A 23,328-nucleotide genomic window follows, 5' to 3' on the forward strand; every position below is an offset into this window, starting at 1 on the left:
AGCAACCCAAAGGCGCAGCGTGGGGGCCTTCTTTTCTTTTTTTTAGCTAGTCCGGAGTTTCTATGTTTGTGACCTTGCTATTGATAGTGCTGGTGCTAGGCTGCGTCTACGTTCTCAAAAACCGGAGCCTACGCAGCAAGTGGCTAAGCCGCCCCATCTACCGCGCGTTTTCGCGCGTTTTGCCCGCCATGTCCCAAACCGAGCGCGATGCGCTGGAAGCAGGCACGGTTTGGTGGGAAAGCGAACTGTTTCGCGGCAAACCTAACTGGAACACCCTGGCCTCTTACCCAGCCTACCGGCTGAGCGAAGAAGAGCGTCAGTTCATGGACAATGAAGTCAACGTGGCCTGCGCCATGATTGACGACTGGCAAGTCAGCCAGGAAGACTTCGACATGCCAGCCGAGGTCTGGAATTACCTGAAAGAGAACCGCTTCTTTAGCCTGATCATTCCCAAGGAATACGGCGGTCGCGGTTTTTCGGCGCAAGCGCACTCGGCGGTGGTCGCCAAACTGTCGACTCGCAACTCGGCCTTGTCCGTATCGGTGATGGTGCCCAACTCCTTGGGACCGGCTGAACTGCTGTTGCACTACGGCACCGACGAGCAAAAGCAACACTACCTGCCCCGCCTGGCTGACGGCCGTGACATTCCCGCTTTCGCCCTGACCAGCCCTTGGGCCGGTTCCGATGCAGCCTCTATCCCGGATGTGGGTATTGTGTGCAAAGGCGAATGGGAAGGTCAGGAAGTCCTGGGTATGCGCGTTACCTGGGACAAGCGCTACATCACGCTAGCTCCTGTTTGCACCTTGCTGGGTCTGGCCTTCCGTCTGTATGACCCGGACGGTTTGCTGGGTGGTGAAAAAGATATTGGCATTACCTGCGCCCTGGTCCCTAGCGACCACCCCGGCGTGGACACAGGCCGTCGTCACTTCCCCTTGAACGCCATGTTCATGAACGGCCCTACTCGTGGCAAAGACGTCTTCATGCCGCTGGAATTCATTATTGGTGGCCCGGCTATGGCTGGCCAAGGCTGGCGCATGTTGATGGAATGTCTGGCTGCTGGCCGCTCCATCTCCCTGCCCTCCTCCTTTACCGGTATGGCCAAACTGACCAGCCGCGCCGTGGGTGGCTACTCTGCCGTGCGCACTCAGTTCCGTAGCGCCATCAGCAAGTTTGAAGGTGTGGAAGAAGCCCTGGCCCGTATCGCTGGTCACACTTACGCGATGGATGCCGCCCGCACCATGACGGCTGCTGCCGTGGACTTGGGCGAGAAGCCTTCCGTGGTCTCGGCCATCGTCAAATACCACGTGACTGAACGTGGACGTATCGTGGTGAACGACGGTATGGACGTGATTGGCGGTAAAGGTATTTGCCTTGGCCCATCAAACTTCCTGGGCCGTGCGTATCAGCAAATCCCTGTCGGTATCACGGTAGAAGGCGCCAACATTCTGACCCGCAGCCTGATCATCTTTGGTCAAGGCGCCATCCGCTGCCATCCCTTCATTCTGGAAGAGATGACCGCGGCCCTGAACCCCGACCGTGAAGCTGGTCTGCGCAAGTTCGACGAAGCCTTCTGGGCACACATTCGCTACACCCTCGCAAACACTGGCCGCTCCTTCTGGCTGGGTCTGGGTGGCTGGCGCTTGTTAAGTGGCCCCACTGGCACGTCCAAAGCCATGCACACCTACTACAGCCAGGCCAGCCGTTACAGCGCTGCGTTCTCTCTGCTGGCTGATGCGTCCATGCTGGTACTGGGCGGTTCGCTGAAAATGCGTGAGCGTCTGTCCTCGCGTCTGGGCGATGTGCTGTCCGAGCTGTACATGCTTAGCGCCGTACTCAAGCGTTACCAAGACGAAGGTCGCCAGCAAGAAGATGCACCTTTGGCTCACTGGGCGGCTCAAGACGCTCTGATGCGTGCTCAACATGCTCTGGACAAGGTACTGGAAAACTTCCCGAACCGTCCTTTGGCTGCCGTGCTGCGCTTCCTGGTCTTCCCTCTGGGTCAGCGCCGTCTGGGCCCGGACGACCGACTGGATCACACCGTTGCCAAACTGCTGACCAAACCCGGCCCAACTCGTGATCGCCTGACTTACGACACCTACTTGCCTGAAGACGACCAAGAGCCCGTCGGTGCGATTGAAGCGGCTTTGCTGGCTTCGCTGAACACCCGCGACATCGACGCCAAAATCCGTCAGTTCGAGAAAAGTGGCCAGTTGCAGGACAACCCCAAAGCCAACGTACGCGATCTGGCCGAAGCCGTCTTCCAGGCCGGTGGCATCACCGCTCAGGAATACGAGCAAATCCAGGCCCGCGACATTGTGCGCGACCGGGTTATTGCCGTGGATGATTTCCCCTTCGATCTGCGTCGGGAAAAGCCCGCCGCTGACGCCGCCAGTGGGAGCCAAGTATGAGTTTTCAACCGGTCTATATTATTGACGGCGCACGCAGCCCGTTTCTAAAAGCGCGCAACGCGCCCGGCCCTTTCTCGGCTGGAGATCTGGCCGTGCAAACAGGCCGCGAGCTGCTGCTGCGCCAACCCTTTGAGGCCCCGCAGCTTAGCGAGGTCATTCTGGGTTGCGCCGCCCCCTCGCCCGATGAAACCAATATCGGCCGGGTACTGGGTCTGCGTCTGGGCACAGGTCACAAAGTGCCCGGCTGGACCGTGATGCGTAACTGCGCATCGGGCATGCAGGCCCTGGACTCCGGCGTTCAAGCCATTCAAACCGGACGCTCGGATTTGGTGTTGGCCGGTGGTGTAGACGCCCTGTCTCACGCCCCCATTCTGTTCAGCGACGAAATGGTGCGTTGGCTGGCCGTGTGGGGTAAAGCCCGCAGTGTGGGCGCGCGTATCAAAGCGCTGCGTGGCCTGCGCCTGTCCTACCTGAAACCCGTTATCGGCCTGCTCAAAGGGCTGACTGATCCCGTGGTCGGTTTATCCATGGGACAGACTGCTGAAAACCTGGCGCACGAATTCGGCATTACTCGTCAGGAAATGGACGAGTTTGCCGCGCGCAGCCACCGTTTGGCACTGCAAGCCCAACAAGAAAACGCCTTTGAAGAAATTGTGCCGCTTAGCGATCAGCGCGGTAATAACTACCCGCAAGATGACGGTGTGCGCGAAGACTCCACCCCGGAAAAGCTGGGCAAGCTGCGCCCCGTATTTGATCCCCCCTGGGGCAATATCACCGCGGGTAACAGCTCCCAGGTGACTGATGGTGCAGCCCTGCTGATTCTGGCCAGTGAGGCCGCAGTCAAAGAGCATCAACTCAAACCCATTGGCCGCATTGTGGATGCGCAATGGGCCGGTCTGGACCCCGCCACGATGGGCCTGGGCCCCGTGTTTGCCGCCACCCCTATTTTGGAACGCAACCGTCTGGCCTTAAATGGTCCGGACTTGTGGGAAATCAACGAGGCTTTTGCAGCACAGGTACTAGCATGTCGTGCTGCATGGGACGACCAGGAGTGGTGCCAAAAGCATCTGGGTCGTGATGCTTTGGGACTGCTGGATATGGACAAGCTCAATGTGGACGGCGGCGCTATTGCGATTGGCCACCCGGTGGGTGCCTCTGGTGCCCGGATTGTGCTGCATTGCTTGAATGCCCTGCGTCGTCGCAACTTGCGTCTGGGCATGGCCGCTATTTGTATTGGCGGCGGTCAAGGCGGCGCCATGCTGATCGAATCGCTGCAAGGAACTGAATCATGATGCCCGTCGCTAACTTGGATTTGCAAAATTTCACGCTATACACGGACGATCAGCAAATTAACTGGCTGAAGATCGATTGCGTGGGCAGTTCGGTCAACCGACTGTCCGCCACCGTGTTGCAAGAGCTGAATCAGGCTTTGGACTATCTAAGCAGCCATCAACCCAAAGCACTGATCATTTACTCCGGCAAGGCCGCCGGTTTTGTGGCTGGTGCGGATATTGATGAGTTCTCCGAGCACAACAACAACCCTGAAAAGGGCTTGGCACTGGTCACACGCGGCTGGACGGTGTTCAACAAGCTGGCCAAGCAAAGCTATCCCACCTTGGCCTTGGTGCAAGGTCACTGCCTGGGCGGTGGCCTGGAGCTGGCCCTGGCGTGCCGTTACTGCCTGGCCGTGGAGCAAGACGACACGCGTCTGGCTCTGCCTGAAGTGATGCTGGGTATTTTCCCCGGTTGGGGTGGCATGTTGCGTTTGCCTGAATATATAGGCCCCGCCGCAGCGATGGACTTGATGCTGAGCGGCAAAAGCGTGGATGCACGCAAAGCGGCCCGCCTGGGTATGGTCGATGCCTGCGTTCCTGCACGGCTGGCCAAGCAAGCCGCCGTCAAGCAGGTGCTCAGTGGCAAGAAGCCACGTCGCGCCAAAGGGCTGCCCCGTCTGATGAATACCAAGCTGCTACGCCCCCTGGTCGCGAATCAGGTACGCAAGCAACTGGCGAAACGCGATCCCTATCAGCACTATCAAGCACCCCGTGCGATTCTGGAGATCTGGGAAAAGCACAACGGCAATGCCTTGAAGGCACCCGAGCTGATTGAGCAAATAACCCGCTCCAACACCGCCGCTAATCTGCTGCGTGTGTTCCATCTGCAAGAACGCCTGAAAAGCGTGGGCAAGCATTCGTCCACTCAAGAGGTCAAACATATTCATGTGGTCGGTGCGGGCGTCATGGGGGGCGATATTGCCGCCGTATGCGCGCTGAAAGGCATGCGTGTGACTCTACAGGACCAGGACCGCAAACGTATTGCTCAGGCCCAGGGTCGTGCTGCCAAGCTGTTCCAACGCCGTCTGAAAGACCGCAGGCTGGTACAAGCCGCATTGGATCGATTGATCCCGGACCCGGACGGCCACGGTATCCCCTCGGCGGATCTGGTTCTGGAAGCCATCTTCGAGAACGCGGATGCCAAGCGCAGCCTGTACGCCAGCATTGAACCCAGCCTGAAACCGGGTGCTGTTCTGGCGACGAATACCTCCAGCCTGCCTCTATCCGAGCTCAGCTTGAATCTGATCAATCCCGAACGCCTGGTGGGCATTCACTTCTTCAATCCGGTGTCTCGCATGCCGCTGGTCGAGGTCGTGGAAAGCGAGCTCCTGTCCCCCGAGGTGCGCAGTGCCGCTTATGCCTTTGTGAACCAGATTGGCAAGCTGCCCCTGCCCGTCAAGGACAGCCCCGGCTTTCTGGTCAATGCGGTCCTGGCTCCCTACATGTTGGAAGCCATGCACTGCGTGGACGAAGGTCTGGACCCAGCAACGGTAGATAAAGCCATGGTGCAGTTCGGCATGCCCATGGGCCCGCTTGAATTGGCCGACACCGTGGGCCTGGATATTGCCCGTGATGCGGGTGCTCAACTAAGCCAGCAAGCTGCCATGCCAGCCTGCCTGAAAACCCACCTGGATCGTCAGGAACTGGGCCGTAAAACCGGCCAGGGTTTCTACACCTGGAAAGATGGCAAAGCCCAGAAACCTCCTGCAGGAACCGTCCCAAGCGGTCTGGCTGATCGTTTGATTAAACCCCTTATTGAACAGACCGAACATCAGGTCCGTATCGGTGTGGTGGAGAACGATGATCTGGCCGATGCCGGTGTAATTTTCGGTACCGGCTTTGCCCCATTCAGAGGGGGGCCTCTGCATTACAAAGCAACACAAAAACAACGGAATTAACCCAGATTGGCACAAATACCTATACGCCGATTGGCCTAGGTCATGCACCATAGAAAACAAACAGGTGTTTTAAAACCTGTCCCAAGCCTCTGTCAGACGTCGCACCTATACCTTGGAGAAGAGACATGAAAAAGATGGTTGTAGCTTTGCGTACCATTCCCGCCTTGCTGATTCCGCTGGGAATGAGCGTTGGTATGGGTCAAGCCCATGCGGCTGGTTTTAACTTGCTGGAACAAAATGCGAGCGGCCTGGGTAATGCCTATGCAGGCTCGGCCGCCATTGGTGACAATGCCAGCACGATCTACTTCAACCCGGCTGGCATGACCTTGCTGCCCGAGACAAACTTCTCGGCAGGTTTTAATGCGATTAAACCCACCTTCAAATTTTCCGATAAAGGCAGTACCGACCCCTTGGCTCTGACAGGTGGCGCCAGCCGTCCAGCCACTGGTGGCTCGGGTGGTGATGCGGGTAAAGTCGCTGCCGTTCCCAATATTTATCTGTCCCATCAGCTCTCCCCCAAATGGTGGGTAGGCCTGGGTATTGGCGTACCTTTTGGTCTGACAACCGAATATGACGAAGGCTGGGTGGGTCGTTACCACTCCGAAAAATTTGCCATTGAAACCATCAACGTCAACCCATCGGTGGCCTACAAGGTCAACGATCAGTTGTCCTTCGGCGTGGGTGTGAACTGGCTGCACATTGATGCGGACTACCGCCTGGCCACGCCTGTCGGCTATCACCCGGCGCTGGGCCCACTGGACATGGACACCCGCGTCAAGATGAAAGGCGACGCATGGGGCTGGAACGCAGGCTTGCTGTACCAGATCACCCCCAGCACCCGTTTGGGCGTGTCCTACCGCTCGCAAATCAAGGTCACGGCTGACGGCGATACCAAGCTGCGCAACCGCAACGTGCCTGCAGGCATTCCGGCTCCCAACATCAACTGGGATGCGGAAGCCACCATCAAGCTGCCTGACACCGCCATTGTCAGCTTGGTGCACGACCTGAACTCGCGCTGGCAGTTGCTGGCCGACGTGTCCTGGACTGGCTGGAGCAGCATCCCACGCCTGACCATTGAAAACAGCGGCCCCGGTGCCAAGGATTCCGGCCTGGAGCTGAAATTCAAGGACGCATGGCGCGTAGCCCTGGGCGCCAACTACCACTACAACGAACAGTGGACCTTCAAGGGTGGTGTGGCTTGGGACCAATCGCCCGTACGCGACAAGAACTACCGCCCAACCGCCCTGCCTGATAGCGACCGTTACTGGGTGTCCCTGGGTGCCCAATACCGTGCCAGCAAGAACGCCACCTGGGATATCGGCTACACCCACTTGTTCCTGAAAAACACAGACATGAACAACAACACAGACCTGAAAGGCCGTGGTCTGACTCGCGGTACCTACAAAAACAGTGGTGACATTCTGGGCGTGCAGTTCAGCTATCGCTTCTAAGGATGCACTATGGCCCGCAGTCGCCGCATGGAGCTGCTCGCACACCTGCCTCCAACATGGCGTGCGCGCTTTTTGCAGTTGGGCTTTAACTGGCACCCCGCCTTCCGGGCAACCGGAGGGCGGGTCCACAAAGTTTCAGCGAACTTGCAACACATCGTCGTACGCCTGCCATTGCGTCGTCGAACTCGAAACATCAATGGCTCTTTATTTGGCGGGTCCCTCTTTGCCATTACAGACGGCGTACACGCCACCATGCTGCTCGCTGGCTTGCAACGTCACGTCGTTGTCTGGGACAAAAATGCAGAGATCCAGTATCGCCGCCCGGGCTACCAGACTCTGTATGCCAACTTTCAAATCAATCCAGAAGAACTGGACGCAATACGAGGACAGCTAGACCAATACCACGAGGCCGAAGCCACATTTACCGTGCAGATCCAGGACCCTGAAGGCCAGATCTACACCACGGTAGAACGCACCATCTACATCGCCGACGCCCACTTCTACAAGCAGAAATCACAATCACGCTAATTTGCCGGAGGACCGCTTCATGTTTACCCCCCGCTGTGCCGCTCTGATTTTAAGTCTGTCCCTAGGGTTACCCGCCGCCCAGGCCGCTACTGTCGCAAATGTCACCGTCCCCGATACGGTCACCGTCGAGCAGCAAAGCCTGAAACTGAATGGAGCGGGCCTGCGCAAGAAAGTAGTTTTTGATGTGTACGTTGCCGCCCTTTACACCGCGTCGCCTTCGCAAGACGCGCAAGCCATTATCCAGTCCCCCGGACCACACCAGATACGCCTGGTTCTGAAACGCGACCTGGACGCCCAAACCCTGATCGATGCCCTGAAAGATGGCATTCACAGCAACCTGACTGATCCTGAAAAACAAGAACTGGATCCCGTCATCAAGCAATTTGAAGACCTGATGCGCCAGGTTGGCGAGGCCAAAGAAGGCGATATCGTGGTGCTGGACATGAACGCCCCCCAGGTCAAGATTCTGTTTAACGACAAGACGCTGGGCGAGCTTTCTCACCCTGATCTGACCGCTGCTTTGTTGAAAATCTGGTTAGGCAAGAAACCTGCCCAGGAATCGCTCAAAAAGGCCCTGCTGGGATTGTCTTGAACCTACACGCCTTGGAGCGCTTCATGGATAAAGTCTGGCTGCAGAACTACCCCACCGGTATTCCTGCCACTATCGAAGATCAGGCCCAGCAGTACTCGTCCTTGCTGGATGTATTTGAACAAAGCTGCAAAGAATTCGACCAACGCACTGCCTATATCAGCATGGGCAAAGGCATGAGCTACCGCGAGCTATCGGACAATGCCTTGGCCCTGGCCAGTTGGCTGCAAACTGCCGGTGTGAAAAAAGGCGACCGCGTCGCCCTGATGATGCCCAATATGCTGCAGTACCCCATCAGCCTGTATGGGGTGCTGCGCAGTGGGGCCACCATTATCAATACCAACCCACTGTATACCGCTCGTGAACTGCGCCACCAACTGCAGGACAGCGGCGCAGAAACCATCATCATTGCTGAAAACTTTGCGCATGTACTGCAGGAAATTCTGCATGAGACGCCCATCAAGCGGGTCATTGTGACCAGTGTGGGTGATTGCCTGGGCAGCTTTAAAGGATGGCTGGTCAATCAAGTGGTACGCCACGTTAAAAAAGGTGTGCCTGCCTGGTCCTTGCCCGGTGCCATCCCCTTTAAAACTGTGTTGGCAAAGGGCCGTACCCGCCCCCCAAGCCCCGTCACCCTGACGCACGATGACATCGCTTGCCTGCAATACACAGGCGGTACCACCGGGGTCGCCAAAGGCGCCGTCCTGACACATGGCAACCTGGTCTCCAACCTGAGTCAGGCATTGTCCTGGATTCGTCCTTATCTGAAAGAAGGCCAGATCGACTGCGTTGTCACCGCCCTGCCGCTCTACCATATCTTCGCATTCACCGCGAACCTGCTGGTGTTCCTGCGCTTGGGAGCGGAAAACCTGCTGATCATCAATGCACGCGATATTCCGTCCATGATCAAGGACATGTCCAAGCTGCGTTTTACCGCCATTACCGGGGTGAATACGCTGTTCAATGCCATGCTCAATAATGCCGAGTTTCGCAAGCTGGACTTCTCCTCGCTGCGCTTTACCTTGGGCGGGGGCATGGCGGTTCAGGAAGTGGTCGCCAAGCGCTGGCTGGAAGCAACGGGCAAACCCCTGGCCCAGGCCTATGGTCTGACTGAAACCTCGCCTGCCGCCACCATCAACCCGCTGGATAAGAAAGAGTTCACCGGTTCGATTGGCCTGCCCGTGCCATCCACTGACATCCGCATACGCGACGAAAACCAGAACGATCTGCCCCTGGGCGAAACGGGCGAGCTGTGCATTCGCGGGCCTCAAGTCACCCCCGGTTACTGGCAACGTCCCGATGAAACCGCCAAGGTCTTTGACCGTGACGGCTTTTTACGAACGGGCGATATTGGCTATATGGACGAGCACGGTTATGTGTTCCTGCTGGATCGCAAAAAAGACATGATTCTGGTCTCGGGCTTTAACGTCTACCCCAATGAGGTGGAAGCCGTAGCCGCGCAGCACCCCGATATTGTCGAAGCCGCCGCCGTCGGTGTCCCTGATGAAAAAGCAGGCGAAGTCGTCAAGCTCTATGTGATCAGCCGTAATCCTGATCTGACTGAAAAAGACGTTATTGCCTTCTGCCGCAAGAATCTGACCGGCTACAAATGCCCGCGCATTGTGGAATTCCGCGACGATTTGCCTCGTACCAACGTAGGCAAAATCCTGCGCCGCGAGCTGCGTCCATAACAGATATTCAGCACGCGCTTAGACCAAGAAGAAAGGGGCTTATGCCCCTTTTTCATTAACCGGAGGATTCATAAACAAATAAGAATCAGATCGTTCGTAGCCCTGATACCGCTCTTTAGAATGGGACAAACTATTTATATAAGCGAGTGTCAGAATGCACGCCCTGTCCCGCCTTTCGGACGCAAATCGCACGGCGATTGCCCAAATTACCGACGAGCTTGATCCGCTGTCCCTGAACTGGCTGTCCGGCTACCTCGCGGGTGTCGCCCAAGTGCGCCACACCGGCCTCCCGGCTCAAGTGCCGGGTTCTCCTGAACTGTCTTTGGTGCCTGCCGCTACAGCGCCCGCCCAACGACCCGCCACGATTATTTTTGGCAGCCAAACGGGCAATGCCCAACGCGTCGCCGAGGCCTTTGCCCAACGCTGCGAAGCCGCCGGAATCCCTGTGCGCCTGCTGCGCGCTGATCGCTACCCCACACGCGAACTGAAAGACGAACGTCTGCTCTATGTCGTTATCAGCACCCAGGGCGAAGGTGACCCACCGGATGACTCCATTGCCTTTTTCGAGTTCCTGTCTGGTGCCCGCGCCCCAAAACTGCCAGAACTGAAGTTCGGTGTGCTGGGTCTGGGTGATTCCAGCTATCCCCTGTTCTGTGGGATCGCAGAAAAGATTGATCAACGTCTGCTGGCTCTGGGTGCAGAACGCATTCTGGACGCAGGCCTGGCCGATCTGGATATTGATACCGTCGCCGCCCCCTGGCAGGACAAGGCCTTTGGTTTTCTGGAAACCGATCACCAAGCCCACGCCGCAGCCGCCATTCCTGCCGCTCAGACCAGCAATGTCACTGTGCTGGAAACACAGGCCCGCAGCAGCTTTACGCGTGACAATCCGTTCCAGGCCACGGTCCTGCAAAGCCAGAACATTACGGGCCGTGACAGCACCCGCGATATCTTTCACTACGAATTGTCTCTGGAAGGCAGCGGCCTGAAATACCAACCGGGTGATGCCTTGGGTGTATGGCCGACCCAGAACGCCACACTGGTCGAAGCCGTTATCCAGACCTTGAAACTGGACCCGCAAGAAGTCGTCACCATTCAGGACAAATCGCACACGCTGCAAGAATGGCTGAGCCACTACCGTGAGCTGACCCAGCTAACCAAACCTTTCCTGGTGGAACTGGCCAAGCGCAATAGCGATGCAACCTTGCAAACTGCTGTTGGCACAGAGGGTTTGAGCACCCTGCAAGAGCTCCTGAAAACGCATCAGGTTCTGGATGTCCTGCAACGCTTCCCTGCCACCTGGAGCGCGACTGAACTGGTGCAGTCTCTGCGACCTTTGGCACCACGCATGTACTCCATCGCCTCCAGTCAGTCCGAGGTGGACGAAGAAGTACACCTGACCGTGGCCAATGTGCATTACGAATTCAATGAACAGGATCGTTGGGGCGTGGCCTCCGACTATCTGGCACGCCTGAATGAAGGCGATACCGTGCCTGTCTTTATTGATCCCAATACCCGTTTCCGCCTGCCTGAAGATACCAGCCGTGACGTGATCATGATTGGTCCAGGCACTGGCGTTGCCCCGTTCCGCGCCTTTGTTCAGGAACGCAGCATCCAGGGTGGTGAAGGCCGCAACTGGCTGTTCTTTGGCAACCCCCACTTTCACTCCGATTTCCTCTACCAGACCGAATGGCAACGCGCCTTGCAAGACGGTCAGTTGCAGCACCTGGATCTGGCCTTCTCACGCGATCAGGAAAACAAAGTCTACGTTCAACATCGACTGCTGGAAAAAGCCGCCGATGTCTACGCCTGGATTCAGGGTGGTGCCCACATCTATGTGTGTGGTGATGCCAACCAGATGGCCAAAGACGTGCACCAGACCCTGCAAGAGATTGCCCGCAAAGAAGGCGGACTGGACGCGGACCAGGCACGTAGCTGGTTGGAAGAACTCTCGGCGCAGGGCCGTTACGCCCGCGACGTTTACTGAGAAGCAAGGACATGACAACAAAGAAAATTGCCGCTATCGAGCAAGTCAAAATTGATAGCCGCTACCTGCGCGGTGGCATTACCGAGGGTCTGGCTGACCCGATTACGGGTGCCATCAGCGAAGACGATAACAAGCTGCTGAAATTTCACGGCAGCTATCAGCAAGATGATCGCGACCAACGTGAAGAGCGACGCAAGCAAAAACTGGAGCCCGCATTCAGCTTCATGATTCGCGCCCGCTTGCCCGGCGGCGTAGTCACACCGGCCCAATGGCTGGCCTTTGACCAAATTGCCTGTGAATGGGCCCAGTTTGGCCTGCGCATCACCACCCGTCAGACCTTTCAATGGCATGGCGTGCGCAAGCCTTTTTTAAAACCCACACTGCAAGCCATTAACAACGCCATGTCCACGACACTGGCTACTTGCGGCGACGTGAACCGTCAGGTGGTCAGCGCCACCAATCCCTTGCTGTCCGAGCAACATGGTCTGGTTCAGGAGTGGGCCGACAAGATTTCCGAAGCCTTCCTGCCCAAGACCCGCGCCTATGCCGAGATCTGGCTGGATGGCAAAAAAGTCGAAGACGCTATTGATGGCGAGGACTTTGAACCGCTGTACGGCAAGACCTATCTGCCCCGCAAATTCAAGATTGGCATTGCCGTGCCTCCCTTGAATGATGTGGACGTGTTTGCGCAGGACATCGGCCTGATCGCGATCATCGAAAACAATCAGCTACAAGGCTTTAACGTCGCCATTGGCGGCGGCATGGGTGCCACACATGGCGATGACACCACCTACCCACGACTGGGCAGCGTGATCGGCTTTGTACGTCCCGAGCAATTGCTGGCCGTTTGCGAAGCCGTCATCACCACACAACGTGACCACGGCAACCGCGACGAACGCCGTCATGCCCGCCTGAAATACACCGTGGATAAGCTGGGTGCCGACTGGTTCCTGGAAGAAGTGCAAAACCGTAGTGGTCAAACCCTGGAGCCTTCGCGCCCCTACCATTTTGACCACAATGGCGACCGCTTCGGCTGGACCCAGGGCAGCAATGGCCGCTGGCACCTGAGCCTGCGTATCGATTCGGGCCGCATCATGGATACCGAAGTCGGTCCCTGGCTGACGGGTATGCGTGAGATTGCCAAGATTCACCAAGGACAATTCCGCCTGACCTGCAACCAGAACCTGATCATTGCCGATGTGCCTGAAGAAGATAAGACCAAGATCGACAAGCTGGTAGCAGACCACAAGCTGGATGTGTACCAGACACAAAGCGGCATACGCAGCAGCACGATTGCCTGTGTTTCTCTGCCCACCTGCGGCCTGGCCATGGCGGAAAGCGAACGCTACGCCCCCATCCTGCTGCCCAAGCTGGAAACCTTGCTGGACAAGTATCAACTGCGTGATGAGCGTATTGTGCTGCGTATTTCCGGCTGCCCCAATGGCTGCGCCCGTCCTTATCTGGGTGAAATTGCCCTGGTGGGCCGTGCGCTGGGTCGCTACGACTTGCGTTTGGGCGCGAACTTCAGCGGCGAACGCCTGAACGTGATCTATCGCCAGAATATTGCCGAGCCTGAAATTCTGAGCATTCTGGATGAGCTCTTTGGCCGCTTTGCTGCCGAGCGTCTGGAAGGCGAACACTTTGGGGATTTCCTGGTTCGTGCTGGCGTGGTTGCCGAGCCTTCAAGCCGCTTGATTCCTCTGGTTTTACAACCGGCCTGACTATGAATCTCTTTCCCTTATTCGCCAATTTGAAACAGCGCGCGGTGCTGGTGATCGGCGGTGGAGAAATCGCCGAACGCAAAGTGCGTCTGGTACTGGCTGCCGGGGCCCAAGTGACGCTGGTCGCCCCCTATGTAGTGGACAGTCTGGAAGAGCTGGCCCGGCAAGGACGCATCACCCTGATTCGGGAGCGCTATCAGGCCCAGCATCTGCAAGGAGCCTGGCTGATTATTGCGGCTACGGACAAACGGGATGTGAACCAGGTCATCGCCCAGGATGCACAAGAGGCCCGCATCCTGGTCAATGTGGTGGATGATCCTGAGTTGTCCAGTTTCCAGGTGCCCGCCATTGTGGACCGCTCTCCGCTGATTATTGCCATATCCTCTGCCGGGTCGGCCCCCATGTTGGCACGGCGAGTACGGGAGCAATTGGAAACCATGTTGGACCATAGCTTGGGCGCGATTAGCCGCTTGGCGCAGGAGTACCGCAGTGCCATCCGCCGCGCCCGCCCTGAGCTGGGTGCCCGTCGACGGTTTTACGATTGGCTGCTAGATGGCCCAGTCGGCGCTGCACTACGCAGTCATCAAACAGAACAAGCCCGCCTAAGCCTGGAAAACGCGCTGCAACAGCCTGAATCGCCCCGTGCCACACAAGGCCGTGTGATTCTGGTGGGAGCCGGTCCGGGCGATCCTGGCCTGCTGACACTGCATGCTTTGCGCGCCCTGAACCGTGCCGATGTGATTCTGTACGACCGGCTGGTTTCCGACCAGGTCATGGAACTGGCCCGCCGTGATGCCCACCGCATTTTTGTCGGCAAGCAATTGGGCGAGGACCATCACCAGACTCAAAACCGCATTCATCAACTGATGATCGAACATGCTCGCGCAGGCCAAACCGTGGTTCGTCTGAAAGGTGGCGATGGCTTTATTTTTGGCCGGGGCGGTGAAGAGCTGGAATATCTGGCTGAACACGGTGTCGCATTTGAGGTGGTGCCCGGCATCACTGCGGCTATCGCATGTGCAGCCTATAGCGGTATTCCCCTGACACACCGTGATCACGCCCAGTCCGTGCAGTTCGTAACGGCACATCGCAAAAGCGGTCACGGTATTGAGGACTGGAATCCGCTGCTGGATACCAGCCAGACGGTCGCCGTCTACATGGGCTTGCAACAAATTCTGGGCTTTAGCCATGAGCTGGTACAGCGTGGCCGTAGTGCCACTACGCCCTGCGCCTTGATTGAAAATGGCTCGCGCCCTGAACAGCGCACCTTGCTGTCCACACTGGAAAATATTGCCCAGGATGCACAACAACATCAGTTTGCCAGCCCCTGCATTTTGGTGATTGGCCAGGTCGCCACTTTGGGCACTACCTTGTCCTGGTATGGCGAGCTGATTGATCAGCTAAGTCCACGTGTAGCGATTACGCAGGACGCGGATAATACCTTGGTCGCTGCCTGAAGACAGTCATCAAGGCAGGGCTAGAGTCCCTGCTTTGCACGACACTCCAACCAGTACGGCAGTAGCGTCCTTAAATACTGCGTCAAGCTGAATCTAAAAAGGCCCTCAACATCTAATCATGTTGAGGGCCTTTTTTATCTTCTGCAGCTTCTGAAAAAGCCACTAAGCACAAGGTAAAACTGTCGGCGTCTATAAGAGCAAAATAGACAACGACAGGTGGCATGATGATTCTCTGTCACTTATTTTTCCCAAAGACAAAAAACAGCCACAGCCTGTCACCCGCCTGCCCCAAAAGGCTACTTATCTAACGCTGTCCAAAAGCCGCAAACAAGGCTCGCAAAGCACTATCCAGCAAGTAACCAATCAGGCCAATCAAAACAATCACCGCCATCAGTTCGGAATACGCCATGCGATCACGTGTATCCAGAATCAAATAACCCAAACCGGCTGATACGCCCAGCATTTCGCAAGGCACCAGCACAATCCACAAGACACCTATAGCCAATCGGCTACCTGTCAGCACCGAGCCGACAATGCCGGGCAAAATCAGATACAGCAGTGTTTCCAGTTTGGTGGCTGCCAGACTACGGCCAAGCATCAACCAACGCGGATTCAAATGACGTACGCCCGAAGCAGTATTGAGCAATACAGGCCAGACACCGGCTACACCCAGCAGAAAATAAATCGGCGCGTCCCCAATCCCGAAGGCCATGACGGCAATAGGCATCCAGGACAGGGGCGAAATCATGCGAAGGAACTGGAACAAGGGTGTCAATGCGGCATGAGCACGGGCTGACAAGCCCAGTAGCAAACCGGCGGGCACGCCGACACCCAATGAAATCGCCAGCCCCACAAAAATGCGCTGCAAACTGGCGCCTACGTGCATCCAGGTCTCCGACCAGCCCAGTATCTCCAGCAAGCTATGACACGCAGCGGCAGGCCCGAACTGTTGCATCAAAGGGCTGCTGGACCAGGCTGTGGCCAGATACCACAGCACGACTCCTGCCAACAAACCACCCAGCCCCCATAGGGTGCTGGCAATCCAGGCATTCATTTTGGGACGTGGTAAAGACGCCGCCGATCGCGAATCGGACTGCGTCAATGACGTCACACTGGTGGAAGAAGCAGACGCACTCAAACTCATACAACAATGCTCTCGTTGCGGGTGTACTGCTCTGCCAGACCAAACTGCGCCAGACCACCCTGTTTTTCCAGAGCTGCACGTACAAAGCGATCATCCACCAAATCACTGGCTACGTGTTGCGGGGACAAACCTTCCAGAAAACCACGCTCTCCCTGAATCAGGGTCCCTTGCAACATCTGCACCAAGGACTCGGTATAGCTGGGGAAAGGATAAGGCTGGAAATCGATACGTTGATCGTCCCAATCCGGGTGACGAATCACACCCGACTTCACGTATTGAGCACGATCTGCCGGATCTGGAGACAGCACTTTCAAGAGGTTCTCCTGGGTATGCGGGGTATAGCGATTTCCACCTTCACGCGACAGGATTTTGGCTGCCTCAGCACGGTTACTCCGTATCCAGATCTGCGCCTTGACCAGGCCATCCACAACAGCTTGTGACCACTGGGGACGTGTCTGCAAATCCTGCTCATGCATAAAGGCCACGCAACAGGCGTGATCACGCCAGACATCGCCGGTAAAGCGCAGGATACGGCCCATGCCTTGCGTTTCAGCCAAGGCATTGAACGGTTCAGCCACGGTAAAACCGGCAATTCGCCCCGATGCCAAAGCGGGGGGCATATCAGCAGGTGCCATCACCACCAGATTGACCTCGTTGGGAGCCAGCGCACCGGAATTTTTCACCACCGGCGTCAGGCCATGCGCTTTGAGCACATGCTGCAAGACCACGTTATGGATGGAGTACCAGAAAGGAATGGCCACTGTCTGCCCACCTAACTGCTCGGCAGAGCTGATGTTCTGGGCCACAGTGATTGCAGAGCCGCTCATATGATTCCAGGCGACCACTTTTGCAGGCACTTTGCTGCCATAACGCGCCCACACCGTCATGGGCGAGAGCAAGTGCACCAGGTTGACCTGACCTGAAATAAAGGCCTCGATCAACTGGGCCCAACTACGCACCATCACAGGCTTTTCAACCGCAATGCCTGCTTCTTCAAAGTATCCATTGTGATGCGCTACCAGCATGGCGGTGGCATCGGTGATGGGCAAATAACCAATACGCAAGGGCGCATTCGACTCGCTTTGTGCACGGGCAGCCCCTTGGGCCAGCAAAGGTGCAGCGCCCGCAACGGTCAGCAGGGACGCCAGTTTCAGCAAGTCACGACGGGTACGGGACGTAGGAGATTCAATCATGAAGTGCACCTTACAAAACAGAAGCGTGAACCGCCTGGGAGAGGCTTTGCTCCAGGCTGGCCACAATTTCCAGGCGTATGGCCTGAAGCCAGTTGTCCAAATGAGATCGGGGATGTGCCGGGCAGCTCCACTCACGCTGCAAACCGGCAGGACGGCCACCTAAGAGCAGGACCCGATCGGCCAGCAAGAGGGCTTCATCAATGTCGTGTGTGACCAGCACAATGGCGCAGCCGGTCTGGTCGCGTATCGACAGAATCAGCTCCTGCATCTGACGACGGGTTACTTCGTCCAGCGCACCAAAAGGCTCATCCATCAACAAGACTTGTGGACGTCGAGCCAGACAACGCGCAATGGCGACACGCTGTGCCATACCGCCCGATAAGGCACCAGGACGCTGATGACGGCTTTCATATAGTCCAACCTGGCGCAGCGCCTGTTCAACTCGCAGGCGACGCTCAGCGGCGGATACGGTGGGTTGTCGCGCAAAGCCCAGGCCAAAGCCGGTATTGGCCTGCACATTCAGCCAGGGCAGGAGAATGGCCTCCTGAAACGCCATCGCCAAAGCAGGATGAACTCCGCGCACGGCTTGCCCCAGGAAAGAAACCTCACCCAGTGTGGGAGTCTGCAAACCGGCCAGGACTCGCAACAAGGAGGACTTGCCAACTCCACTAGGCCCCAGCAACGCCACGATCTCGCCTGCGCGTACGTTCAAGTCCAGGTTCTGCAAGATAGTCTGGCCACCATAGGCCAGACTGATGCCCTTCGCGGCTAAAAGCCCGACCCCTTCCGAATAAAGATAAGAGGGGGCGGTAAGACTCATGGCGCATCCTGCCCAAGTTCGGCCTTCAACTGCGCCACGGTGGGCGAAATCAAAGGCACCAGCATGGCTTCGCGATAGCGACGCAGCAGTTGGGGATGTTTACCTTGCATATAGGTCGCACCACCAATGGCTGAGCTTTCCAGAGCTACGGCTTGCGAGGCCAGACTGCTGAGCTCAATGCGGACCTTGAACAGATCCGGAGGGGTAGCCGAACCGGGTTTGCGTACGGCATCCACCAGCACATTCGAGAGTTCCTGCACGCGATCCAGCAAGCGGCGCGCGGGCTGTTCCTGCACCCACTGGCAGCGTGGCGCCTCCAGCACTTGCTTCAAAGAACGTCGTGCCAAACCCATCGTCATGCCGCATTGCAGCGCCATGAAACGGGGGCGCACCGCGCGTACGAAGTGGCCCGCCTCGGGATGCAGCAGACGCTCTTTGCCCAAACGCACGGCATTGAAGGTCAAGGCCGCGGTATTGCTGCCACGCAGCCCAACCAAATCCAGATCTTCCGAGCGCTCCAGACCTTGGTCACCCAACTCTGCTACCCAAATACCTGCCTGCTGTTCAGGCATGGCGGCCACAATGGCCACCAGACATTTCCCGGGGCGCAGATTGGTGATCCAGGGCAAGCGACCTTGAAACTGCCACTGCCCTTGCTCGGGCTGTGCGCGCACTTGCAGCTCTTCAATGCCACCCAAAAACTTGATGGCATTAGACAGGCCCGTCGCACCAGCAATGCTGCCATCCAGCAAACCGGGCAAATAGCGCTCGCGCATAGCTGGATCCTGCACATCGCGCAGGTATTCAATGAACGTACGCTGGCTCCACAGGACAAAGCCTGCCGTCAGGGAGTGCTCGGCCACCTCCACAATGGACTGAACCGCATCACCAAAGTCTGAAAAGTCCGCTTTCAAGCCCAGACTTAACAAACCATCCTGCGCCAGACGTGGCAGCAAGGCCTGCGACTGGGAGGCATCGCTATCCAGGCACAGAGCATGCTCTTCCAGCCACTGGGCCAGGCCGGGCGACAAAACAGGCTGTTCTGAGACCAGCACAGCCCGTTCAGACTGCGTTAAGACGCTTCCCATGCGTAGGCCTCCAACTGGCTATTAAGCGGTGTACGGGCCAGATTATTGGCAAAGTTGCAGATAGTCGCCAAGCCAATACCGGTAATCACTTCCAGTGCTTGTTGATCGCCATAACCAGCGGCACGGAAATCCGCCAAGGCCTGGTCAGACACTTGACCACGGGTATCAATCACGGCGCGGCTGAACAAGGCCAAAGCCTGCAGGCGTTCGTCATTGATCTGGTCAAAGCCACGAGCACGCAAGGCGGCCAGGATTTCGGGGTCCAGCTTGGCTTTATTAGTCGCAATGGCCGTATGGCCTGCCACGCAGAAACGGCAACCATGAGTGGTCCCAGCCACCAGTTGCACCACCTCGCGCTCGATCAGCGACAGGCTGGCCGTGGCGTTCAAGGCGGACATATCCTGATAGGCTTGCAAGGCAACCGGGGCATTGGCCAAAATAGCCAGCAAATTGGACAAAAAGCCGCTACCACGCACCGCTTTTTCAAGGGCGGGTTTGACCGCGTCAGGAGCGGAGTCCACAGTATGCAAAGTTAGGCGGGTCATGATCGCGTCAATTCCTTAGTTAATCCGAGAAGGTTTTATTGTCGATCGACTGGTGCCTTATCTCCATGTGCGAACATAGCGGTATTCCTATTAAAAATATCCACGAAAAGAAATAAGCATATTTTCCACATGAGCGACTCTGCCTTTCCTGACGGCCATTGCGCCATCGACTCCAAGGACACGGGACACCCTGTGGAGGAATTGTTGTTGTCCGGGCTGGAGATCTCGGCCAGCCTGTTTCACTTGGGCCAATACTGCAATCAATGGGAAAGCAGCCTGCACGGGCATCAACGGGCAGGCTTTCATGTGGTCTTGCATGGACCATGCTGGCTGCATATTCAACATCAGGAAGCCCTGGCCCTGCAGGCAGGCGATGCGGTGTTCTTTTTAAGGGACGTACCCCATCGTTTAAGCTCATCACCCACACCACCCGACTGGAATGCGGCGATGCGCCGTCAAACCATGCAAAGCCTGGAGCCCAATGTGGCACACAGCACGGGGCTGCTCTGTGGCTTTCTGGATCTGGGCCGTGGCTTGAGTGAGCTGCTACTGGCAACCGTGCCAGATGTCTTGCTGATTGATGGCTCGCAGGCTGATGCCGATTCCGGGCGGCCGTTGCTGGATTTGATTCAGGCGGAAATGGGACGTCAGCCGCAGGCTAACTCCAGCTTGCTGGAAAAGTTGGTGGAGCTTTTATTGTTCTATACCTTGCGCCAGCAAATCGGCCAATCACCCGCAGAAGGCGCTCTGCCAGCGGGCCTGATTCATCTGGCCAGCGACCCTGCTTTCGGTGGTTTGATCGAACAACTGCTGCGCGAACCGGCCAAAGCGTGGTCGGTGGACGACATGGCCGCCTATCTGAACATGTCCCGCGCCGCCTTTCATCGTCGTTTTACCCTACTCTGCGGGATGGCTCCGGCCCAGGTGCTGCTGCAGCTGCGCATGCAACTGGCCAAACGCCAACTGGAGCAGGGCCTGACCATGGAACAGATTGCCGAACGTATCGGCTATAGCTCGGCAGCCGCCTTTAGCGCAGCATTCAGGCGTAGTGCCGGCGTCAGCCCGGCACAGTGGCGCAAGCAACAGCCATAGCAATACGTTTGCCCATAAAAAAACCCCCAAGCTGTAAACAGATTGGGGGTTTTTATCAGAGCCAAGCCTGAGCCTGGCATCTGAGCAAGCGTTTAGATCACGCGGGCTGCTTCGATCAGACGCACAACAGTCCAGGACTTGCTGCGGCTGATAGGACGGCCTTCGGTAATCTCAACGGTATCGCCTTCGTTGTACTGGTTGGTCTCGTCGTGCGCTTTGTATTTATTGGAGCGGACGATGATCTTGCCATACAAAGGATGTTTAACGCGGCGTTCAACCAGAACGACGACAGTTTTGTCCATCTTGTTGCTGACAACTTGACCAATCAGGGTACGTTGACGTTTTGCGGTAGTTTGAGTTTCGCTCATCTTACTTTCCTGCGGTCTCAGCCATGACGGTACGGACGCGAGCGATGTCGCGACGTACTTTGCCCAGTTGGCTGGTGTTGGAAAGCTGTTGAGTAGCACGCTGCATGCGCAGGTTAAATTGTGCTTTCAACAGGCTCTCGAGCTCTTTTTGGAGCTCGGCGGCATCTTTAGTACGGAGTTCGCTGGCTTTCATGACGTCTCCTTAAGCACCGATCTGACGCGTTACGAACGTCGTCGAGATAGGAAGCTTGGCAGCGGCCAGACGGAATGCTTCACGTGCCAGCTCTTCGCTAACACCTTCCATTTCGTACAGGACTTTGCCTGGTTGAATCTCAGCGACCCAGAACTCTGGATTACCTTTACCGTTACCCATACGAACTTCAGCAGGTTTCTGCGAAATTGGCTTATCGGGGAAGATACGGATCCAGATGCGGCCACCACGTTTGATGTGACGGTTAATTGCACGACGTGCTGCTTCGATCTGGCGAGCAGTCAGACGGCCACGGTCAGTGGCTTTCAGACCAAATTCGCCAAACGAAACTTGCGCACCGCGAGTTGCCAGACCGGTGTTACGGCCTTTGTGCTCTTTGCGGTACTTTCTGCGAGAAGGTTGCAGCATGTTTTATTCTCCTTCGGACGGAGCAGACGCCGCGTCTTTACGAGGACCGCGACCACGACCACCTGGACGGCGGTTTTCAGGACGGTCACCACGTGGACGACGTGGGCGGCGCTCTTCAGGGGCTACGGTGTCAACAGGCATTTCGCCGTTAGGCAGCATGTCGCCCTTGTAGACCCAGACCTTGATACCGATGATCCCGTACGTCGTGTGCGCTTCGGAAGTGCCGTAATCGATGTTAGCGCGCAGGGTGTGCAGAGGCACACGGCCTTCGCGGTACCATTCGGTACGAGCGATTTCGATGCCGTTCAAGCGACCCGAGCTCATGATCTTGATGCCTTGGGCACCCAGACGCATGGCGTTTTGCATGGAACGCTTCATCGCACGACGGAACATGATGCGTTTTTCCAATTGCTGAGCAATGGAGTCGGCGATCAGTTGAGCGTCAGTTTCAGGTTTGCGAATTTCTTCGATGTTAACGTGCACTGGCACGCCCAACAGACGCTGCAGGTCAGCCTTCAGGCTTTCGATGTCCTCGCCGCGCTTGCCGATCACTACACCAGGACGAGCCGAGTAAATAGTGATGCGAGCATTTTTGGCAGGACGCTCGATGACCACACGGCCAACGGAGGCGCTTTTCAGCTTGCGTTTCAGGTATTCGCGCACACGGATGTCGTCAGCCAACATCGTACCGAACTCAGCACCGTCAGCGTACCAACGCGAGCTCCAGTTACGGTTAACAGCCAGGCGGAACCCAATTGGGTGGATTTTCTGTCCCATTGTGACTCCTTAAGCGCCGACTTTGACCACAATGTGGCAAGTCTGCTTCTCAATACGGTTACCGCGGCCTTTGGCTCGTGCAGAAAAACGCTTCAACGACTGAGCCTTGTCCACGTAAATGGAGGTGACTTTCAGTTCGTCGATGTCGGCGCCGTCATTGTGCTCAGCGTTGGCAATAGCCGATTCCAGAGCTTTCTTGATGATGCCAGCGGCTTTCTTGGGAGTGAAAGTCAGCGTATTCAGAGCGTGAGCGACGGACTTGCCGCGGACCATGTCCGCAACCAGACGTGCTTTTTGCGCCGAAATATGGACTCCACGAATAATTGCTGTAGTTTCCATCACTTATCTCCGGGCCTTTTTGTCCGCAGCGTGACCCTTGAACGTACGGGTCAAAGCGAACTCGCCGAGCTTGTGGCCAACCATGTTCTCGTTGATGTAAACGGGAATGTGTTGACGGCCATTGTGAACGGCAATCGTCAGCCCAATGAACTCGGGCAGGATGGTAGAGCGGCGCGACCAGGTTTTGATTGGTCGCTTGTCGTTACCCACAACGGCTGCATCAACCTTTTTGATCAGGTGAGCATCAACGAATGGGCCTTTTTTGATCGAACGTGACAT

22 protein-coding genes are annotated in these 23,328 nt (G+C 56.8%); 11 read left to right on the top strand and 11 right to left on the bottom strand.

The window, feature by feature from the left end; genetic code table 11:
• Positions 1-62: 62 nt before the first annotated feature.
• From OSH09_RS17815 to cysG, 10 genes are all read left to right on the top strand, one after another.
• Positions 63-2,408 (top strand): acyl-CoA dehydrogenase, encoded by a 2,346-nt coding sequence (locus OSH09_RS17815; RefSeq protein WP_207872615.1) that lies wholly within the window; start codon positions 63-65, stop codon positions 2,406-2,408.
• Positions 2,405-3,700: an acetyl-CoA C-acetyltransferase gene (locus OSH09_RS17820; protein ID WP_266121754.1), complete on the top strand. Its 1,296-nt coding sequence runs from the start codon at positions 2,405-2,407 to the stop codon at positions 3,698-3,700. The genes OSH09_RS17815 and OSH09_RS17820 overlap by 4 nt, the downstream gene beginning before the upstream one ends.
• Positions 3,697-5,640, top strand: coding sequence for a 3-hydroxyacyl-CoA dehydrogenase NAD-binding domain-containing protein (locus tag OSH09_RS17825; protein WP_266121755.1), 1,944 nt, complete (start codon positions 3,697-3,699; stop codon positions 5,638-5,640). The genes OSH09_RS17820 and OSH09_RS17825 overlap by 4 nt, the downstream gene beginning before the upstream one ends.
• A gap of 125 nt (positions 5,641-5,765) precedes the next feature.
• On the top strand, positions 5,766-7,091 hold the full coding sequence (locus OSH09_RS17830) for an OmpP1/FadL family transporter (RefSeq protein ID WP_207872618.1): 1,326 nt from the start codon (positions 5,766-5,768) through the stop codon (positions 7,089-7,091).
• A 9-nt stretch (positions 7,092-7,100) separates the two neighbouring features.
• On the top strand, positions 7,101-7,619 hold the full coding sequence (locus OSH09_RS17835) for a DUF4442 domain-containing protein (protein ID WP_207872619.1): 519 nt from the start codon (positions 7,101-7,103) through the stop codon (positions 7,617-7,619).
• 19 nt (positions 7,620-7,638) lie between these two features.
• Complete coding sequence (locus OSH09_RS17840; RefSeq protein ID WP_207872620.1) at positions 7,639-8,211, top strand: chalcone isomerase family protein; 573 nt, start codon at positions 7,639-7,641, stop codon at positions 8,209-8,211.
• Between the two features lie 23 nt (positions 8,212-8,234).
• Entirely contained in the window at positions 8,235-9,899 is a 1,665-nt protein-coding gene (locus tag OSH09_RS17845; RefSeq protein ID WP_266121756.1) for an AMP-binding protein, read from the top strand.
• 154 nt (positions 9,900-10,053) lie between these two features.
• Positions 10,054-11,886, top strand: coding sequence for an assimilatory sulfite reductase (NADPH) flavoprotein subunit (locus tag OSH09_RS17850; protein ID WP_266121757.1), 1,833 nt, complete (start codon positions 10,054-10,056; stop codon positions 11,884-11,886).
• Positions 11,887-11,897: 11 nt separating this feature from the next.
• Positions 11,898-13,607, top strand: a complete 1,710-nt coding sequence (cysI, locus tag OSH09_RS17855; protein WP_266121758.1) for an assimilatory sulfite reductase (NADPH) hemoprotein subunit — start codon at positions 11,898-11,900, stop codon at positions 13,605-13,607.
• Between the two features lie 2 nt (positions 13,608-13,609).
• Positions 13,610-15,064 carry a siroheme synthase CysG gene (gene cysG, locus OSH09_RS17860; RefSeq protein WP_266121759.1) on the top strand — a complete coding sequence of 485 codons (1,455 nt, stop codon included), beginning with the start codon at positions 13,610-13,612 and terminating at the stop codon, positions 15,062-15,064.
• A 304-nt stretch (positions 15,065-15,368) separates the two neighbouring features.
• Here cysG and OSH09_RS17865 read toward each other — a convergent pair whose 3' ends face one another.
• The 5 genes from OSH09_RS17865 to OSH09_RS17885 form a co-directional block, all read right to left on the bottom strand.
• Entirely contained in the window at positions 15,369-16,118 is a 750-nt protein-coding gene (locus OSH09_RS17865) for an ABC transporter permease (protein ID WP_266121766.1), read from the bottom strand.
• A gap of 86 nt (positions 16,119-16,204) precedes the next feature.
• Positions 16,205-17,401: an ABC transporter substrate-binding protein gene (locus OSH09_RS17870; protein WP_266121760.1), complete on the bottom strand. Its 1,197-nt coding sequence runs from the start codon at positions 17,399-17,401 to the stop codon at positions 16,205-16,207.
• Between the two features lie 10 nt (positions 17,402-17,411).
• On the bottom strand, positions 17,412-18,221 hold the full coding sequence (locus OSH09_RS17875) for an ABC transporter ATP-binding protein (protein ID WP_266121761.1): 810 nt from the start codon (positions 18,219-18,221) through the stop codon (positions 17,412-17,414).
• Positions 18,218-19,309 (bottom strand): acyl-CoA dehydrogenase family protein, encoded by a 1,092-nt coding sequence (locus OSH09_RS17880; RefSeq protein WP_266121762.1) that lies wholly within the window; start codon positions 19,307-19,309, stop codon positions 18,218-18,220. Before OSH09_RS17880 ends, OSH09_RS17875 begins: the two co-directional genes overlap by 4 nt.
• Complete coding sequence (locus OSH09_RS17885; protein ID WP_266121763.1) at positions 19,294-19,854, bottom strand: carboxymuconolactone decarboxylase family protein; 561 nt, start codon at positions 19,852-19,854, stop codon at positions 19,294-19,296. The genes OSH09_RS17880 and OSH09_RS17885 overlap by 16 nt, the downstream gene beginning before the upstream one ends.
• Before the next feature lie 129 nt (positions 19,855-19,983).
• On the opposite strand from OSH09_RS17885, the gene OSH09_RS17890 reads away from it, so the two are divergent.
• The gene (locus OSH09_RS17890; protein ID WP_207872629.1) at positions 19,984-20,946 is read left to right on the top strand and encodes an AraC family transcriptional regulator; all 963 of its coding nucleotides are present in this window, start codon (positions 19,984-19,986) and stop codon (positions 20,944-20,946) included.
• A 92-nt stretch (positions 20,947-21,038) separates the two neighbouring features.
• Here OSH09_RS17890 and rpsQ read toward each other — a convergent pair whose 3' ends face one another.
• The 6 genes from rpsQ to rpsS are packed head-to-tail and all read right to left on the bottom strand — an operon-like array spanning position 21,039 to position 23,328.
• Entirely contained in the window at positions 21,039-21,314 is a 276-nt protein-coding gene (gene rpsQ / locus OSH09_RS17895; protein WP_009462428.1) for a 30S ribosomal protein S17, read from the bottom strand.
• 1 nt (position 21,315) lies between these two features.
• Positions 21,316-21,507 (bottom strand): 50S ribosomal protein L29, encoded by a 192-nt coding sequence (gene rpmC / locus OSH09_RS17900; RefSeq protein ID WP_003803032.1) that lies wholly within the window; start codon positions 21,505-21,507, stop codon positions 21,316-21,318.
• 9 nt (positions 21,508-21,516) lie between these two features.
• Positions 21,517-21,933: a 50S ribosomal protein L16 gene (gene rplP, locus OSH09_RS17905; protein ID WP_003803033.1), complete on the bottom strand. Its 417-nt coding sequence runs from the start codon at positions 21,931-21,933 to the stop codon at positions 21,517-21,519.
• A gap of 3 nt (positions 21,934-21,936) precedes the next feature.
• Complete coding sequence (gene rpsC, locus OSH09_RS17910; RefSeq protein ID WP_207872630.1) at positions 21,937-22,710, bottom strand: 30S ribosomal protein S3; 774 nt, start codon at positions 22,708-22,710, stop codon at positions 21,937-21,939.
• Between the two features lie 9 nt (positions 22,711-22,719).
• Positions 22,720-23,049 carry a 50S ribosomal protein L22 gene (gene rplV, locus OSH09_RS17915; protein WP_009462426.1) on the bottom strand — a complete coding sequence of 110 codons (330 nt, stop codon included), beginning with the start codon at positions 23,047-23,049 and terminating at the stop codon, positions 22,720-22,722.
• Positions 23,050-23,052: 3 nt separating this feature from the next.
• On the bottom strand, positions 23,053-23,328 hold the full coding sequence (gene rpsS / locus OSH09_RS17920; protein ID WP_003803039.1) for a 30S ribosomal protein S19: 276 nt from the start codon (positions 23,326-23,328) through the stop codon (positions 23,053-23,055).

Source organism: Alcaligenes parafaecalis (genome assembly GCF_026344135.1).
GTDB lineage: Bacteria > Pseudomonadota > Gammaproteobacteria > Burkholderiales > Burkholderiaceae_B > Alcaligenes > Alcaligenes parafaecalis.

What these genes read in the sequence shown, in the direction of transcription:
- OSH09_RS17815 (WP_207872615.1), top strand. Translation starts at nt 63, where the DNA reads ATGTTTGTGACCTTGCTATTGATAGTGCTGGTGCTAGGCTGCGTCTAC.
- OSH09_RS17820 (WP_266121754.1), top strand. Translation starts at nt 2,405, where the DNA reads ATGAGTTTTCAACCGGTCTATATTATTGACGGCGCACGCAGCCCGTTT.
- OSH09_RS17825 (WP_266121755.1), top strand. Translation starts at nt 3,697, where the DNA reads ATGATGCCCGTCGCTAACTTGGATTTGCAAAATTTCACGCTATACACG.
- OSH09_RS17830 (WP_207872618.1), top strand. Translation starts at nt 5,766, where the DNA reads ATGAAAAAGATGGTTGTAGCTTTGCGTACCATTCCCGCCTTGCTGATT.
- OSH09_RS17835 (WP_207872619.1), top strand. Translation starts at nt 7,101, where the DNA reads ATGGCCCGCAGTCGCCGCATGGAGCTGCTCGCACACCTGCCTCCAACA.
- OSH09_RS17840 (WP_207872620.1), top strand. Translation starts at nt 7,639, where the DNA reads ATGTTTACCCCCCGCTGTGCCGCTCTGATTTTAAGTCTGTCCCTAGGG.
- OSH09_RS17845 (WP_266121756.1), top strand. Translation starts at nt 8,235, where the DNA reads ATGGATAAAGTCTGGCTGCAGAACTACCCCACCGGTATTCCTGCCACT.
- OSH09_RS17850 (WP_266121757.1), top strand. Translation starts at nt 10,054, where the DNA reads ATGCACGCCCTGTCCCGCCTTTCGGACGCAAATCGCACGGCGATTGCC.
- cysI (WP_266121758.1), top strand. Translation starts at nt 11,898, where the DNA reads ATGACAACAAAGAAAATTGCCGCTATCGAGCAAGTCAAAATTGATAGC.
- cysG (WP_266121759.1), top strand. Translation starts at nt 13,610, where the DNA reads ATGAATCTCTTTCCCTTATTCGCCAATTTGAAACAGCGCGCGGTGCTG.
- OSH09_RS17865 (WP_266121766.1), bottom strand. Translation starts at nt 16,118, where the DNA reads ATGAATGCCTGGATTGCCAGCACCCTATGGGGGCTGGGTGGTTTGTTG.
- OSH09_RS17870 (WP_266121760.1), bottom strand. Translation starts at nt 17,401, where the DNA reads ATGATTGAATCTCCTACGTCCCGTACCCGTCGTGACTTGCTGAAACTG.
- OSH09_RS17875 (WP_266121761.1), bottom strand. Translation starts at nt 18,221, where the DNA reads ATGAGTCTTACCGCCCCCTCTTATCTTTATTCGGAAGGGGTCGGGCTT.
- OSH09_RS17880 (WP_266121762.1), bottom strand. Translation starts at nt 19,309, where the DNA reads ATGGGAAGCGTCTTAACGCAGTCTGAACGGGCTGTGCTGGTCTCAGAA.
- OSH09_RS17885 (WP_266121763.1), bottom strand. Translation starts at nt 19,854, where the DNA reads ATGACCCGCCTAACTTTGCATACTGTGGACTCCGCTCCTGACGCGGTC.
- OSH09_RS17890 (WP_207872629.1), top strand. Translation starts at nt 19,984, where the DNA reads ATGAGCGACTCTGCCTTTCCTGACGGCCATTGCGCCATCGACTCCAAG.
- rpsQ (WP_009462428.1), bottom strand. Translation starts at nt 21,314, where the DNA reads ATGAGCGAAACTCAAACTACCGCAAAACGTCAACGTACCCTGATTGGT.
- rpmC (WP_003803032.1), bottom strand. Translation starts at nt 21,507, where the DNA reads ATGAAAGCCAGCGAACTCCGTACTAAAGATGCCGCCGAGCTCCAAAAA.
- rplP (WP_003803033.1), bottom strand. Translation starts at nt 21,933, where the DNA reads ATGCTGCAACCTTCTCGCAGAAAGTACCGCAAAGAGCACAAAGGCCGT.
- rpsC (WP_207872630.1), bottom strand. Translation starts at nt 22,710, where the DNA reads ATGGGACAGAAAATCCACCCAATTGGGTTCCGCCTGGCTGTTAACCGT.
- rplV (WP_009462426.1), bottom strand. Translation starts at nt 23,049, where the DNA reads ATGGAAACTACAGCAATTATTCGTGGAGTCCATATTTCGGCGCAAAAA.
- rpsS (WP_003803039.1), bottom strand. Translation starts at nt 23,328, where the DNA reads ATGTCACGTTCGATCAAAAAAGGCCCATTCGTTGATGCTCACCTGATC.